Genomic DNA, 14,151 nt, shown 5'->3' with positions numbered 1-14,151 from the left:
ATCCCCCGTAGGGGCTTGGTGCGCTGCTGGCCAGGCGACTGCCGGGAATCGATTGCGCCCACCGCTGTCTGGGCTACCTTGAAAGGGTCGCCATGTGGCGATGAGCTATCAAGGAGCTGATATGCCTACGAGATATCGTGATGCGGTAACTGGTGAATACATCACCGAGGACAAAGCTAAACGCAATCCTCGGGAGTCGGTGAAGGAAACTGACAAGCCTAAGCCAAAGTCTCCGCCTAAGAAGAAGTAAAGCCTCATGGCGCGGCTAGATGTTTTGGCTGCGCCTTTTTGTGTAGCGTTATTGGTATGCCTCAAGCGCTACCGTTCATCAATCAAGTGTTGGTGTAGCGATATTGTTGTTTGACGTATCTAAACGCTACACATATAGTCGCTACATCCAAACCGCTACAGGGCGACTATCATGATGATTCGTGCTTACCTCCGTGCCTCTACTGCCGAGCAGGACGCCAGCCGCGCCAAGGAACAGTTGCGAGAGTTCGCCCAGCAGCATGGCCACCGCATTGCGGGTTACTACGTAGAGAACGAATCCGGCGCCACGTTGCAGCGCCCGGAGCTGTTCCGCTTGTTGGCAGATAGCGAGCCTGGCGACATTCTGCTGGTCGAGCAGGTAGACCGATTGGCGCGATTGAATGAGGCTGACTGGGCAGCTCTGCGGGCCACCCTCCAGGCGAAAGGTGTGCTTGTCGTTGCCTTGGACCTGCCGACCTCGCATCAAGCGATGCACCAGGCGAAGGCTGGCGACGACTTCACAGGCCGTATGCTGGCGGCTATCAATACGATGCTGCTGGATATGCTGGCGGCAGTCGCCAGAAAGGATTATGAGGACCGGCGCCGTCGGCAGGCGCAGGGCATCGAGAAAGCAAAGTCGGCTGGTGCTTATAAGGGGCGCCAGGTGGATACCGACCTGCACCGCCGAATCACGCAGTTGTTGGACGACGGCAAGTCGGTGCGCGGTATCGCTGACCTGCTCGACTGCTCGACTAACACCGTCCAGCGGGTCAAGCGGGAGCGCACAGCCAGCGCCTGAGGCAGCCTCGCCCGTATGACTACAACGCCTGGGCATGCAGCCTGGGCGTTGTCGTTTCTAGGCCCTGGGAGCGGCTGCAGGGCCAGTTGTCGCGGTCCTGCACTCACGGCCCAATCCGCGCAGGACTCGCGCCTGGCGGCCTCTACTGGCCCTTCCTGGGCTAAATGCCCGCCAGATATTACCAACTCCATAAGGCTATTAGGTTTTGTTCTTTGATAGATTTTGTAAATGTTCCATACACCAGAGATAGTTAGACACCTGTCAATCTATCTCGACCGGTGCTGTACGTTACACCTACGTGATTCGCGGCGCCTGCCACCCCAAGTGGGCGCCGTGCTTTTTACTTCCCGCATCGAACACCGTCGCTGTCTGCGCAGACCTGCAAGGGCGTGGACTATCCGGCCCAGTTTCCCTGGCATCTGGTACACCCAGGCCTGCCCGAATACTTCCCGTACACATCGAAACACTACCTGTCTGGAGACCTTGAATCTCTGGGCGGGAACGCTTTCGACTTCACGCACACTGTTACCTGATCCCATTGGAGTGACCATGACCCACAGCTCTCAGTTGCAGGGCAGGCCAGCGCTCACGGCTGCCCGAATCATCCGCTTTATGCGGCTTAACTATGCCCTTCCTGCACCGAAACCAATCACCACTACAGTGCTCCGCGAGGCGTTCCCCGAGGTGCCACGTAGTAGCCTGATGAATGCCATTGCAGCGCTCATCCGGCGTGCCGGTCTTCAAGCTCGATACCTCCCCGGAACCCACATCCGCGAATACTGCCCCGGCTCCCAGGCGTTCAACGCTTGGCGAATGCTGGACCGTGAACAGCAAGGGCGGCATGCCTGGACAGAGGCGCGATTGCTTGATGCGTTGAATGAGCGCGGGGGCTGCTGATGGCTCGACCACGCAAGATCAACCTTGACCGGCTGGGCCTGGAGCTACTGGCGTCCACTATTGACGGTACTCAACAACGCTACAAGGATGCGAAGGAAGGGGGCTACCCCGTAGATGCGGCGACCATCAGTGCGTCCGTATCCCTGCTCAAGCTTATCGAAGCGGCAAAGGCTGCCCGTGCTGACGACAGCGCCGCCGAGCTAGAGAAACTGCGGGCGCAGTTCGCCGAGAAGCGCACGTCGCCTGCAACCCCTGCACCCCCAACACAAAATGAACCCGCCGACCGTGCCGCCTTGCTCGCAGAGTACGGCATTACCGATCCCACTACTTGACCGACGGCCTGGCGCCTTCGACTGGAGGAACCATGACCACAAACCTAGAAGAGTTGAAACAACGCGGCCAGGCTGGCGCTGAGGTACAGCCAGACGTGCAGCCCTTCGACTACCTGTACGCCGTGCGCCTCGTGCGCCAGGCGAACCCCGGCTTGGATGGCCAGGCGCTGTCAAGCGCTGTCGAGCAAGTCAAGGCGCTGTACCTGGCAACCGGCTCGTATACCGCCCCGCAGAACACCTTCCAGCAAGAACGATTCAAGATGCACCAGCGGCACAAGGAGGAGGCTCGGGAGTTGGCGCGGCAGCATGGTCGCAAGGCTCACTGGCTCAGCCAGAAGGATACCGACCTGTGCATTCTCGAAGGCTTGGATGATATCGCCCTGGGCAGGGCACCCAGCGGTACTCGCTATCTGCGCAACCGAGGCAAGGGCGTCGAGTACGTCAACAAGGTGCGCAGCCTGCGCAACGATAGCCAGAATGCTAAGGCGCTGCAAAGCCTGGCCGGGCACACGGTACTGCGCACCATCGACGAATCGGCATTGGAGGTATCAGCCATGCACCGTGGAACTCTGTCCGGTTGCCTCAAGAATGTAGCGGCGCATTACATCAACGCCGAGAAGCTGACGGAACAGGTACGCCGTGAAGTCGCCAAGGCCACGGCTAGCCTTGTGGCCGAGCAGGCCGCAACCAATAAGCGGTTGGAGATTGTCGAAGCTGGCGAGCATTGGCATACCGTAGCCCGTCGCATGCGTTCGGAAGGGCAAGGCCCGTCAGCCATTGCACAAGCCACGGGCCAGAAGTTGAACACTGTGAAGGTGTACCTCAAGCGCCAAAACAAGGGCTGCTAGTAGTCTTTTAATTCTACACAAAACCGAGTTTTAAGGGGGGTACATGTACTCCTTTGTACCCGCCGTACTCCCGCCACTGCCTCATAACTGACCACCCACCAAGGCCCGCCACAGGCCCGCACAGCGCGCTCCAGCGCACCCACCAAGAACCTACCCCACCGCCCAGCCGATGAGCCAAAGACGCTCAGGCGCGGCTGTGGGCGCCATTCCAAAGGAGAACCACTATGGCTACCAGATACGACCGCATCGTCAAGGACGACCCTACCGCCAGCATGACCCTCAACCACAAGGCGCTGGCCGTCGCCCTCGGCATGATGACGCAAGAGAAAGTACGCGGCCTGTCGCTTACCCGCCGCTTGTGCTGGGTTGCCCACGTCCAGCGTAACGGCGTGCTGCATCAAAAGGAGTTCCCGTTCGGGGAGAAGGCCCAGGCAATCGCCTGGCTGCTTTGCACACGGGCCCAGCTCCAGCTTGAGGGCAACGACATCAACCAGCGCGGCAGATGGAAGCGCTCGCCAGCGGTGGCCGCATGATCCACCAGCTATTTGGCATCCCACAGCTACAGGAAACACCCGAGGCAGAAGCTGCCAGGGCACCGGCCCAGGCCCGGCGGCAACGTGGCTTGACTGACGCGGACCTAGCCGACCTCCAGGCCCAGGCCTTCCAACTTAGGCAAGCCCGCGAAGCTGCGCAATCGGTCCCAACCGGCGCAGCGGTAGAGCAGTACACCCTGGAGGTGGTGGCCGGGGGCAACGCTGCTAACACTCGCCGCCAGCGCCCAGGCTCCTCGCTCGGCATTAACACCTGACCTGCTGCATTAGCGACCTCGATTCAAACCACGTAGACGAACACGTACCGGAGACCACAAATGACCAAGACCAACAAGCCAGTAATCAACGCAACCGTATCCCCGCGCACCCAGGCTCTGCTGGGCGCATTGCGCACGGCCATTACACTGGACCGCCTGGAGGTGCCGGAGCTGACCGCGCCCGCTGTCCCCAGCAACTATGCCGACGTGAAAGCCGGACTCAGCCGTATGGCTGAGCGCTTCATTGATCCGGCCCGAGCCGAAGGCAAGCGTACTGGCGCTGATGACGTAGCCCGTGAGTTGGGTGCTGTGCTCGCTCAAGCCGCCCGCTCGGGTATGCCACTGGCTGACCTGCCCGCCGCCCTGGACCACGATTCCGCCATGGTGCAATACCGTGGCCAGCAGGAACAGTATCTGCGCTCCAGTGACGCTCACGCTGCCTGCCAGGCCGAGGCTATCCAGACCTGGCTGGCCGACCTGCTGGCCGTGCTGAGCGTTCGCGAAGTCCTCGGTGATGACTTGGTGCAGGATGCCGCTGCCGCTGGTAACAAGACCATGGCGGCGACCGCCCTGGACCTCGTAGCCCGCGAGAAGCTGAACACCGCTGGTGCTGCCGATCTGCCTGTCATGGCCGCTGGGCGTGGCCTTATGGTGCTCCTTGCCGCTGGCGTTGATCCCGCTGAACTGGTGCTGACCGACCTTGAGGTGCTGGTAGCGCTGGCGGGGATCGAGATCATCCCGGCCACCTTGCCTGGCGCTGGCCTGGCCGCCGCTGACCTGGCATTCCGTGCCGGTACGTCGCTGGTGAAGGTGGGCACCCGTGGCGCCGTCCTCTACCGTGAGGCCGAAACCCAAGGGGGCCGTGTTGTCCTGCCGCACAGTGTACTCGTGGCACTGAGCCCGGATGCCCTGGAGCAGTTGCAGGGTGAAGTGAGCGAGCGCCTGGCCCGGACGCCACACCGATTCCAGGAGGCTGCCGTGGGCAACAGCTCTCTGGACCGGAGCCGCCGCGTCGTGCACGGCGGTGGGCTCAATGCTTATGCTGATTCCATCAGATAATGAATGGGCGCCATCGGCGCCCTTGATCATAGATTGAATGTCTTTTGGATCAGGTCGAGCACGTAGTCCTCATCAAAAGGAATCACATCGGGACGTACTGCGCCGCGTACCGGTTTTGACCAGATGCCCCATTGGTCTTCCGTGTCATCAGATGCGGAGCGGATCAGGATAAGCTCTTGTTTGTCGGCCCTAATGTCGATTCGACCCTTGCCGCCGAAGATGAATCTGGCCATGGGATCAAAGGTGATTGTCTTACCGTTGAACTGCAGTTGAATTCGTTCAATGTTGTAACTAACCGGCTTATCAAGTGGTGACTCACTTTTATGCGTCATCTGCCGTGTTACCTTAAGACCGGCCTTTGCCAGCGGATCAATCCAGCGCTCGATATCAAGGAGCAGTTCCTGCACATCGGTGATCCAGCGTGCGATGGAGGTCTTTACCTGTTGCTCTTGATCGACTGCTTGCGTCTGCTTCGCCTGCATTGCTTTCGCCAGTTCTTCTGCCTTGCTCATTGTGCGTCCCATGCGTTGTAAGGTCGGGGCCTGATCAAACCATAGCGGCTATCTGCTATCAAGGGGCACAAGCCCTGTGCACCGGACGTGCCGCGACGAACTGACAAACGGCTCAAGCCCAATAAAATCAAGGCTTCTGGACTAATTGCCCGGTTCTTCGTTAGAATCACTGCCCTTTTTTCGTAAACACGCTGCTGCGGATAACGCCATGTCGAGTCCGCGTCAGTGCCTGACGGAGGCGGACAGCCTGTTTAGCTGTCACGCCCGTGGCGATCATGCAAGACACATTACGCATCACCGAAGTCTTTTACTCGTTGCAGGGTGAAACGCGAACGGCTGGGCTGCCCACGGTATTCGTGCGCCTCACCGGTTGCCCCCTGCGCTGTCAGTACTGCGACAGTGCCTATGCTTTCAGTGGTGGCACTGTCCGCACCCTTGACGACATTCTTGAGCAGGTGGCCGGTTTCAAGCCGCGTTACGTATGTGTAACCGGTGGCGAGCCATTGGCCCAGCCAAACGCCTTGCCGCTGCTGCAGCGCCTGTGCGATGCCGGCTATGAGGTCTCCTTGGAGACCAGTGGTGCCCTGGACATCGCTGGCACCGATACCCGCGTCAGCCGGGTTGTCGACCTCAAGACCCCAGGCTCCGAGGAGTCTCACCGCAACCGCTACGAGAACATCGAGCAACTGACCCGCAACGACCAGGTCAAGTTCGTCATCTGTTCCCGCGAGGACTACGACTGGGCAGTGTCGAAGCTGATCCAGTACAACCTTGCCGAGCGTGCGGGTGAAGTGCTGTTCTCGCCAAGCCATCATCAGGTGAGCGCCACCGACCTGGCGGATTGGATCGTCGCCGACAACCTGCCCGTGCGTTTCCAGATGCAGCTACACAAGCTGCTGTGGAACGACGAACCCGGACGTTGATTGAAGGAGTAGCAGTACATGACTGAGAAACGCGCGGTAATTCTGCTGTCCGGTGGCCTGGATTCGGCCACGGTGGTCGCCATGGCCAAGGCCCAAGGCTACAGCTGCTATACCATGAGCTTCGACTACGGTCAGCGCCATCGTGCCGAGCTGAATGCCGCTGCGCGAGTGGCGCGTGACCTGGGTGTGGTCGAGCACAAGGTGATCGGCCTCAACCTTGACGGTATCGGTGGTTCGGCCCTGACCGACAGCAGCATCGATGTGCCGGAAACGCCAGGTGAGGGCATTCCGGTGACTTATGTACCGGCACGCAACACGGTGTTCCTGTCCTTGGCGCTGGGTTGGGCCGAAGTGCTGGAAGCCCGCGATATCTTTATCGGTGTGAACGCCGTGGACTATTCCGGCTATCCCGATTGCCGTCCCGAGTTCGTCGAGGCGTTCGAGCGCATGGCCAACCTCGCCACCAAGGCGGGCGTAGAGGGGCAGGGCTTCCGCATCCAGGCGCCGCTGCAGAACATGAGCAAGGCGCAGATCGTCCAGGCGGGTATCGCCCGTGGCGTGGATTACAGCCTGACCGTTTCCTGCTATCAGGCTGACGATGAGGGCCGTGCCTGTGGCAAGTGTGATAGCTGCCGTCTGCGTGCCGAAGGCTTCAAGTCGGCCGGTGTACAGGATCCGACTCGATATTTTTAAAGTTTTTTGCGATGGGGTGTTGATTTCTCGTTAGAAATCAGTATTATACGCGCCATCCAACGGGTCGTTAGCTCAGTTGGTAGAGCAGTTGGCTTTTAACCAATTGGTCGTAGGTTCGAATCCTACACGACCCACCATATGCAGTAAGTCAAAGCCCGCGATCAGAAATGGTCGCGGGCTTTGTCGTTTTACCGTTGAATTTTCCGGCCAAATCGCCAGCAGCATGCCGACGATTGGGTGCAAGGCGGCCCGTTATTCCGCCCACTCCTTGTCCCCGGTAAACACTACCGTCAGCCAGCGATCCGGCCCTTCGCCGCCTATGGCATTGCCCACCTCGTCGCGCCACGCATCCCACTCGGCAATGGTTTTCGCAGCCATGCCCGGCGGCACGATGAAGAACAGTTCGATTTCGCGTGAGCGGCCGACCTTGGCGACGTAGGCGCGGTAGGACTGCAGCCCATGAAGGGCAACGAAGTTCTTGGCCACCTCATCGACATGCAGCTTCAGGTCGCTTGGCGTAACCAGGAAAATTTCGGCGAAGGCCTGGCGTATCACCGACACAGGCAGCGGAATGATCACCAGGCAGACCAGGCCCAGCACTGCCGGGTCGATGTAGGGCGACATCCACTCCCAGGCCGTGCCCTGCACGGCGTAACCGAAGCAGAAGGCGATCAGCAGCGCCGCAGTGATGCTGGCTGACATGATCCAGCCTTTGACATCCATGCGCACGAAGTCCGAACCCAGCTTGCGGTTGGCGCGGGACTCGATCACGGCGATGGCCACGCAGGCAGCCACGGTGACCAGCGCGTAGACGATCGCGATGCCGAACTCCAGGTGGCGCCCGCCCTCGAGCAGGCTGAGCACGGCGTTGATCAACGCATAGATCGCCACGCTGCACAGCAGAATGCCATTGAGCGCCAGCACCATGGGCTCCAGGTGCCAGAAGCCCATGGTGAAGCGCTCGCGCAGCTTGCGCGACATGTTCAGTGAGGTGGTGTGCGAGGTGATCAACTTGACCACCACCAGTGACAGTCCGCTCATGCTGGCGTCGACCAGCGAATAGACACCGTCGAAGACGATCGAGAACGAGCCTGAGGCCACACCGAAAGCGATGCCGATGGTGGCGATGAACAGGGTGACGGCGATCGAGGCGCGCAGCAGGCCCTGTTCACTGGCCAGGTCGAAGAATGGGGTTTTGTTGGGTGTTTCCATGAGTTGAGCTCGACTGTGATGGCCCTATCGCCGGCAAGCCGGCTCCCACAGGTACAGCGCTGCACCTGTGGGAGCCGGCTTGCCGGCGATAGGGCCAGTATTGATCAAACGCGAAATTGTTCCATCAGCGCCTGCTGCTGGTTGGCCAGCCGGTTCAGCGCCTGGCTGATCCGTGCCGACTCGTCGGCCTGACCCGACAACGACTCGGTAACGTCGCGAATACCCGCAACGTTACGGTTCACCTCTTCAGCCACCGCGCTTTGCTCCTCGGCGGCCGAAGCGATCTGCAGGTTCATGTCGCTGATCACGGCCACCGCTTCACCAATGCGCTGCAGCGCCGGTAGCGCCTGCTCCATGCGCGTGGCGCTGTCCTTGGCCTGGCGCTGGCCTTCGTGCATGGCACCCACCACATCCTGGGTGCCTTGCTGCAGGCCTTCGATCACCTGGCGGATCTCTTCCACCGACACCTGGGTGCGTTGCGCCAGGCTGCGCACTTCGTCAGCCACCACCGCAAAGCCGCGGCCGGCTTCACCCGCGCGGGCTGCTTCGATGGCTGCGTTGAGTGCCAGCAGGTTGGTCTGCTCGGCAATGGCGCGGATCACCTCCAGCACCGACCCGATCTGCTCGCTACGGCTCTCCAGGGTGCGCGCTTCGTGCATCGCCGCGTCCATGTCGGCGGCCAGCTGGTCGATGGTCTGACGCGTGCTGGCAATCAGTTGCAGGCCTTCACGGCTGGCCTGGTCGGCGCCCCGTGCCGCTTGCGCCGCCTGGGCGGCGTTATGGGCAACGTCCTGCGCGGTGGCGCTCATCTCGTTGGCGGCGGTGGCTACCTGCTCGATTTCCCGCTGTTGCTGTTGCATGCCGTCACTGGTCTGGCTGGCAATGGCGGCAGACTGGTCGGCAGTGCCGCGAGCCTCTTGCAGCGAGCCCTTGACCTGAGCGATCACCGGTTGAAGCTTGTCGAGGAAGCGGTTGAACCAGCCGGTAAGCTGGCCCAGTTCGTCCTGACGGGCATAGTCCAGGCGACGGGTCAGGTCGCCTTCGCCGCTGGCGATGTCCTCAAGGCGCGCCGCCACGGCCAGAATCGGCCGGGTAACGCCGCGGGCGGTCAGCCACACCAACAGCAGGCCGACCACAGCAGCGCCCAGGCCGATCAGCAGGCTGGTGAGGTTGGCGCTTTGGTTGTGCCCGTCCAGGCGCTGATTCAGGTCCACTGCCGGTGCTTGCAGTACCGCCTCGGGCAGCTCCAGCATGACCTGCCAAGGCGCCGCGTTGGGGATGGGGGCAAAGCTTCGGGCAATCCGCAGCAGGCCGTCGGCAGGCGTCTGGCTCAAGGGTTTGGAAAGCTGGCTGCTGTCGCGGCTGTTACCAGCTTGCAGGCCGGCCGGGCTGACGATGCTGACCTGGCCTTGGCCGTCAAACAGCTCCTTGCGGCCATCGAGGGCCAGTTGCTGAAGGTTGTCCAGACCGATGTCCACGCCGACCACGCCGACCACCTTGCCGTTTTCCAGTAGCGGCAGGGCGATACTGGTCATCAGCACCTGGCGGCCGTTGACCTCGTCGAAGTAGGGGTCGAGCACGCAGGGCTTGGCTGTTTCCAGGGGGCAGGTCAGCCAGCGGTTGCTGGGGAAGCCGGCGACGCCCAGCGTGGTGTCTGCCAGCATCGACTCCGGCATGGCCTCCAGTTCCAGGGCGCCTGGGCGTGGCTGCGACCAGTACAGCGAGAATCGACCGGATTCGTTGCTGCCTTCGCTGCTGCGCGCGATGTGCTGGCCGTCCTGGTTATCCAAGGCATTGGGCAGGAACACCAGGTACAGGCCGAACAGATCGGGGTTTGCCGCCAGTGCGGTTTTGGCATGCTGGGTGAGGCTGGCGCGCAGGTCGGCGTCCCCTCGTGCCTTGAGCGCCTGCACCAGGCGGGCGAAGCCATTGCCGTACTGGTAGGCGTCCATGAAGTAGCGCTGGATGCGCAAGGCCTGGGTCTCGGCGTGGGCCTGCAGGCGCAGGCGCGCACTGTGGTCCAGCAGCTCGGTATTGGCCTGGTTGACCAGCGCCGCGCTGCGTCGGGCTTGGGTCAGCGAGGTCGAGACCAGCAGGGCGACGACTGCCAGCAAACACAGGCCGGCGAGCAGGGTGATCTTCCACTGGATGGAGAGGCGGCGCAGCGGCATGGGTGCTTTCCTTTTCGTTCAATGGCAACGCCCGCGGTCAGGCGCGGGCGTTGTCGGTGGCAAGCGTCATTCAGCGATGTAGTTCGGTGGCGCAACCCGGAAGGCCTTGGTCAGCCAGGCCAGGTGCAGCAGGCCGAGCAACGCCCAGATGCCGCCGAACAGGAGCGAATGCCCGTTCAGGTCGAGCCAGAGCTTGGCGATGATGCAGAAGCCGATGGTTGGCATGACCAGGTACTTCATCTGGTTCGCCAGCCCCTGGCGGTTGCCTTCGCGCAGGTAGCAGTGGCTGATCACCGACAGGTTGACGAAGCTGAACGCGACCAGGGCGCCGAAGTTGATGATCGACGTCGCGGTGACCAGGTCGAAGAAGATCGCCGACAGCGAGATCAGGCCAACCACGGCAATGTTGACCACCGGGGTCTTGTAGCGTGGGTGCAGGCGGGCGAACACGCTGCTCGGGATCACGTTGTCGCGGCCCATGACGTACAGCAGGCGCGATACGCTGGTCTGCGAGGCCAGGCCCGAGGCGATGGTGTTGATCACGGTGCAGGCGATGAAGATCGACTGGAACAGCTTGCCGCCGACATACAGGGCAATTTCCGGCAGGGCCGCTTCCGGGTCATGGAAGCGCGCATTGCTCGGGAAATAAGCTTGCATGAAGTACGAAACGGAGATGAACACCACGCCACCAATCAGCGCGGTAAGGAAGATCGCCCGAGGGATGATCTTGCCAGGCTCTTTGGTTTCTTCGGACAGGCAAGTAACCGCGTCGAAGCCCAGGAACGAGAAGCACAGGATGGTCGCGCCGGCCGCCAGGGCGCTGAACTGAGTCTGAGGGTCGGTGAACGGTGTCAGGCTCCAGACGGTGCCCACGCCTTCGCCCTGATTCAAGCCGCGCACGCAGAGGTAGACGAACACCGACATGATCGCCAGTTGCACCAACACGAACAGCAGGTTGAAGTGCGCTACCAGGTTGATGCTGCGCATGTTGATCAGGCTGATCAGGCTGACGAAGCCCGCCACCCACATCCATTCCGGTACCTCGGGGAACATCGCCGACAGGTACAGCTTGGCCAGCAAGGCATTGACCATGGGCAGCAGCAGGTAGTCCAGCAGCGACGACCAGCCCACCAGGAAGCCCACGTGTGGGTTGATGGCGCGTTGGGTGTAGGTGTACGCCGAGCCCGATTGTGGGAAGCGTTTTACCAGGGTTCCGTAGCTGACGGCGGTGAACAGCACGCCCAACAAGGCGAGGAGGTAGGCGCTAGGTACATGCCCGGAGGTAATGCCCGAGACGATGCCGAAGGTGTCGAATACGGTCATCGGCGTCAGGTAGGCGAGGCCGATGATCACGACGTGCCAGAGACGCAGGGACTTGCGGAACTGGTGGCTGCCGGAGGCGCTGTGGTCAGTCTGCATGCTGGCATGGCTCCTGCGGCTGAGCGTGGACGGCGGGCGTGGCGTGCTGCGCGTGCGGCAAGGGCGAGCGGGTGGGCTCCATGTTGTTCACCTTTATTGTGTGGAGCAGGAATAGGCGCGGACGGGCGCCGGTGTCGGGTGTGGCGAGTCCTGGAGCTAGGACGGTGGTGCGTGCGGGTTGGTGCGGAAAGGCATGATCACGGCGCGACTTTTCTTCTTGGTGGATCGGGCGCTGGGCAAGGTGGGAAAAATAAAAAACGATGGGCGGGGTGGGTGTCAAGTTAAACATGACAAGATGTTACGAAATTGAAATATTTATCGATCAAAAGCCCTGTTTGTTCGCTTTTTGCGCGTTTTTTTGCGGTTTTGATCAATTGCGATGTTCGAAAAAATTGACGAATAGGACGTTGCTATTTTCGCAGTCAGGCGTTTCCTAAAAACGGGATTTCTCCCGCTTGGCCATCACCACGGGAGGGTGGCGGTGATATTCTTTCGCAGCCACGCGGCGCTTGGTTGCGTGCACGCCCATATGGACATCAATCGGTTCTATTCATGAAGAAATCAGTAGGCATTCTTTCCGGCCTGGCTATCGCCATCGCCGTCGCAACCACCGCAGGCGCCTGGTACACCGGCAAGCAATTGCCAGCGGAGCTGGAGCGCTCCGTCGAACGGGCCAACGTACAGGTGCAAAAAGCCCTGATTGGCCTAGGTGGTAGCATGACTGTCGAAGTGGCCTCGCTTGAGCAGCACTTTTTCAGCAGCACCGCGCACTATCGCGTCAAGGCCAAGGATATTCACCTCTCCAATGGCGAGACCGTCAATTTCGAGCTGGGCGTCACCGACCATATCGAGCATGGCCCGTTTCCATGGTCGCGGGTAAAAGCGTTCAAGCTGCTGCCAGTCATGGCGGCCAGCAACAGTGCGCTGGACAAAGACGATTTTACCGAGGCCTGGTACGCCGCGGCGGGGGACAAAGCGCCCCTGACCTCGCAAACCAGCATCGGCTTTGACGGCAGTGTGCAGGGCGACATCCTCCTGGCACCGGTCAAAGTGACTGAAGAAAACGGCTCCACCCTGGATTTCTCCGGCATGCGCCTGGCGATCAGTGGTGACCAGGAAGGCAAGGCATCGAAGTTCCACGGCACTGCCGAGCGTTTCGAGATGAAGCTGGTAGGCGACGATCACCCGCCCGCCACGTTCGAACTCAAGGGCCTGACCGTCGATGGCAACCTTGCGGCCACTGAGCACGACGCGATCTACGTCGGCAATTTCGATATGTTGCTGGCCGAAGCCAAGGCTACCTTGGGGCCGAAACAGCAAGTGTTGCTGCTCAAGGGCTTTGAACAGAAAGCCGTGCAGGCCCTGGATGGCCCGGACACCATCGGTGGGCGCGTCGACTACAAGCTGCAGGACATCACCTGGGATGGCCGTGCGGTAGGCAGCGCGCAAATGGCGGTCAGCCTAAAGTCGTTCAATGCCCCGGCCATGCAGGCGCTGTCGAAGTGGTACCAGGCGCACATGCCTGAATTCCAGCAGGCGGCGGCTGCCGGCCAGGCGCTGCCGGTGATTGAGATGGACGAGGCGGAAAAGGCCAAGTTCCAGGGCGATGTGCAGCAGTTGCTGGCTTCCAAGCCACAGGTGGCCCTGGAGAACCTGTCGTTCAAGACCGCCAATGGCGAGAGCCGTTTCAGCCTGTCGATGGATTTCGCCAAGCCGGCCTCGTTCGACCTGCCGCCCGACCAGTTGGGCAAGCAGTTGATTACCGAGGTGAAGAGCAAACTGTCGCTGTCCAAGCCGATGGTCGGTGACCTGGCTACCCTGCAGGCGCTGCTCGACGGCCAGACCGACGCCCAGGCCATCGCCATGCAGTCCAGTCAGGCCGGCGAAATGCTGGGCATGATGGCACTGGAGAGCGGCATGGCCACTGTGCAAGGGACCGACGTGGTGTCGAGCCTGCACTACGCCGATGGCATGGTCGACTTCAACGGCAAGAAGATGACCGTTGAAGAGTTCGCCATGATTCTGGCAGCGCACTTCGCGGCGATGCAGCCTCAGGGCTGAACCCTCTCACTGGGTTATTGCTGCCGGCCTCATCGCAGGCTTCGCCAGCTCCCACGGATTACCTACAGTGCTTCAGGGCTGTGGTAACCCCGTGGGAGCTGGCGCAGCCTGCGATATGCCAGTGCAGGTAACACAAAAACCGCTTTTGAATTCCCTTGATTGTCTGTA

Annotated in this window: 13 protein-coding genes, 1 tRNA gene and 1 pseudogene; 10 read left to right on the top strand and 5 right to left on the bottom strand. The window is 61.1% G+C overall.

Going from position 1 to position 14,151, the window contains the following annotated elements:
• The first annotated feature begins 421 nt into the window (after nucleotides 1–421).
• The 6 genes from PspTeo4_RS16040 (at nucleotide 422) to PspTeo4_RS16015 (ending at nucleotide 4,992) form a co-directional block, all read left to right on the top strand.
• Nucleotides 422–1,048, top strand: coding sequence for a recombinase family protein (locus tag PspTeo4_RS16040; protein WP_023381903.1), 627 nt, complete (start codon nucleotides 422–424; stop codon nucleotides 1,046–1,048).
• A 549-nt stretch (nucleotides 1,049–1,597) separates the two neighbouring features.
• Entirely contained in the window at nucleotides 1,598–1,945 is a 348-nt protein-coding gene (locus tag PspTeo4_RS16035; RefSeq protein ID WP_023381902.1) for a hypothetical protein, read from the top strand.
• A complete protein-coding gene (locus PspTeo4_RS16030) occupies nucleotides 1,945–2,277 on the top strand; it encodes a hypothetical protein (RefSeq protein WP_099593807.1) in 333 nt (110 codons plus the stop codon). Before PspTeo4_RS16035 ends, PspTeo4_RS16030 begins: the two co-directional genes overlap by 1 nt.
• A 32-nt stretch (nucleotides 2,278–2,309) precedes the next feature.
• Nucleotides 2,310–3,125 carry a hypothetical protein gene (locus tag PspTeo4_RS16025; protein WP_322364716.1) on the top strand — a complete coding sequence of 272 codons (816 nt, stop codon included), beginning with the start codon at nucleotides 2,310–2,312 and terminating at the stop codon, nucleotides 3,123–3,125.
• Between the two features lie 224 nt (nucleotides 3,126–3,349).
• The gene (locus PspTeo4_RS16020; RefSeq protein WP_099593803.1) at nucleotides 3,350–3,658 is read left to right on the top strand and encodes a hypothetical protein; all 309 of its coding nucleotides are present in this window, start codon (nucleotides 3,350–3,352) and stop codon (nucleotides 3,656–3,658) included.
• A gap of 335 nt (nucleotides 3,659–3,993) precedes the next feature.
• Nucleotides 3,994–4,992, top strand: a complete 999-nt coding sequence (locus PspTeo4_RS16015; RefSeq protein ID WP_322364715.1) for a hypothetical protein — start codon at nucleotides 3,994–3,996, stop codon at nucleotides 4,990–4,992.
• A gap of 26 nt (nucleotides 4,993–5,018) precedes the next feature.
• On the opposite strand, the gene PspTeo4_RS16010 is transcribed toward PspTeo4_RS16015, so the two are convergent.
• Entirely contained in the window at nucleotides 5,019–5,504 is a 486-nt protein-coding gene (locus PspTeo4_RS16010) for a hypothetical protein (RefSeq protein WP_322364713.1), read from the bottom strand.
• 275 nt (nucleotides 5,505–5,779) lie between these two features.
• Here PspTeo4_RS16010 and queE point away from each other — a divergent pair, with 275 nt between their 5' ends.
• The 3 genes from queE (at nucleotide 5,780) to PspTeo4_RS15995 (ending at nucleotide 7,257) form a co-directional block, all read left to right on the top strand.
• Nucleotides 5,780–6,427 (top strand): 7-carboxy-7-deazaguanine synthase QueE, encoded by a 648-nt coding sequence (gene queE, locus PspTeo4_RS16005; protein WP_322364712.1) that lies wholly within the window; start codon nucleotides 5,780–5,782, stop codon nucleotides 6,425–6,427.
• 18 nt (nucleotides 6,428–6,445) lie between these two features.
• Nucleotides 6,446–7,120 carry a 7-cyano-7-deazaguanine synthase QueC gene (queC, locus tag PspTeo4_RS16000; RefSeq protein ID WP_322364711.1) on the top strand — a complete coding sequence of 225 codons (675 nt, stop codon included), beginning with the start codon at nucleotides 6,446–6,448 and terminating at the stop codon, nucleotides 7,118–7,120.
• A 61-nt stretch (nucleotides 7,121–7,181) separates the two neighbouring features.
• Nucleotides 7,182–7,257 (top strand) — tRNA-Lys (locus tag PspTeo4_RS15995).
• Between the two features lie 115 nt (nucleotides 7,258–7,372).
• On the opposite strand, the gene PspTeo4_RS15990 is transcribed toward PspTeo4_RS15995, so the two are convergent.
• The 4 genes and pseudogenes from PspTeo4_RS15990 to PspTeo4_RS15980 form a co-directional block, all read right to left on the bottom strand.
• Nucleotides 7,373–8,332 (bottom strand): cation diffusion facilitator family transporter, encoded by a 960-nt coding sequence (locus PspTeo4_RS15990; protein WP_322364710.1) that lies wholly within the window; start codon nucleotides 8,330–8,332, stop codon nucleotides 7,373–7,375.
• Nucleotides 8,333–8,436: 104 nt separating this feature from the next.
• A complete protein-coding gene (locus PspTeo4_RS29975) occupies nucleotides 8,437–9,192 on the bottom strand; it encodes a methyl-accepting chemotaxis protein (protein WP_416196958.1) in 756 nt (251 codons plus the stop codon).
• 102 nt (nucleotides 9,193–9,294) lie between these two features.
• Nucleotides 9,295–10,284 (bottom strand): annotated as a pseudogene (locus PspTeo4_RS29970) (HAMP domain-containing protein); the annotation flags it as partial.
• Nucleotides 10,285–10,569: 285 nt separating this feature from the next.
• Nucleotides 10,570–11,922, bottom strand: coding sequence for an APC family permease (locus PspTeo4_RS15980; protein ID WP_322364708.1), 1,353 nt, complete (start codon nucleotides 11,920–11,922; stop codon nucleotides 10,570–10,572).
• Between the two features lie 552 nt (nucleotides 11,923–12,474).
• Here PspTeo4_RS15980 and PspTeo4_RS15975 point away from each other — a divergent pair.
• A complete protein-coding gene (locus tag PspTeo4_RS15975) occupies nucleotides 12,475–13,983 on the top strand; it encodes a YdgA family protein (protein ID WP_322364707.1) in 1,509 nt (502 codons plus the stop codon).
• Nucleotides 13,984–14,151 lie beyond the last annotated feature (168 nt).

It is taken from the genome of Pseudomonas sp. Teo4 (assembly GCF_034387475.1).
Classification (GTDB): domain Bacteria; phylum Pseudomonadota; class Gammaproteobacteria; order Pseudomonadales; family Pseudomonadaceae; genus Aquipseudomonas.
The sequence above is the reverse complement of the archived record's forward strand: the minus strand, read 5'-3'. Positions and strand labels throughout refer to the sequence as shown.

Excerpts from the sequence above, each read along its gene's own strand:
- PspTeo4_RS16040 (WP_023381903.1), top strand. The coding sequence starts at position 422 with ATGATGATTCGTGCTTACCTCCGTGCCTCTACTGCCGAGCAGGACGCC.
- PspTeo4_RS16035 (WP_023381902.1), top strand. The coding sequence starts at position 1,598 with ATGACCCACAGCTCTCAGTTGCAGGGCAGGCCAGCGCTCACGGCTGCC.
- PspTeo4_RS16030 (WP_099593807.1), top strand. The coding sequence starts at position 1,945 with ATGGCTCGACCACGCAAGATCAACCTTGACCGGCTGGGCCTGGAGCTA.
- PspTeo4_RS16025 (WP_322364716.1), top strand. The coding sequence starts at position 2,310 with ATGACCACAAACCTAGAAGAGTTGAAACAACGCGGCCAGGCTGGCGCT.
- PspTeo4_RS16020 (WP_099593803.1), top strand. The coding sequence starts at position 3,350 with ATGGCTACCAGATACGACCGCATCGTCAAGGACGACCCTACCGCCAGC.
- PspTeo4_RS16015 (WP_322364715.1), top strand. The coding sequence starts at position 3,994 with ATGACCAAGACCAACAAGCCAGTAATCAACGCAACCGTATCCCCGCGC.
- PspTeo4_RS16010 (WP_322364713.1), bottom strand. The coding sequence starts at position 5,504 with ATGAGCAAGGCAGAAGAACTGGCGAAAGCAATGCAGGCGAAGCAGACG.
- queE (WP_322364712.1), top strand. The coding sequence starts at position 5,780 with ATGCAAGACACATTACGCATCACCGAAGTCTTTTACTCGTTGCAGGGT.
- queC (WP_322364711.1), top strand. The coding sequence starts at position 6,446 with ATGACTGAGAAACGCGCGGTAATTCTGCTGTCCGGTGGCCTGGATTCG.
- PspTeo4_RS15990 (WP_322364710.1), bottom strand. The coding sequence starts at position 8,332 with ATGGAAACACCCAACAAAACCCCATTCTTCGACCTGGCCAGTGAACAG.
- PspTeo4_RS29975 (WP_416196958.1), bottom strand. The coding sequence starts at position 9,192 with ATGCAACAGCAACAGCGGGAAATCGAGCAGGTAGCCACCGCCGCCAAC.
- PspTeo4_RS15980 (WP_322364708.1), bottom strand. The coding sequence starts at position 11,922 with ATGCAGACTGACCACAGCGCCTCCGGCAGCCACCAGTTCCGCAAGTCC.
- PspTeo4_RS15975 (WP_322364707.1), top strand. The coding sequence starts at position 12,475 with ATGAAGAAATCAGTAGGCATTCTTTCCGGCCTGGCTATCGCCATCGCC.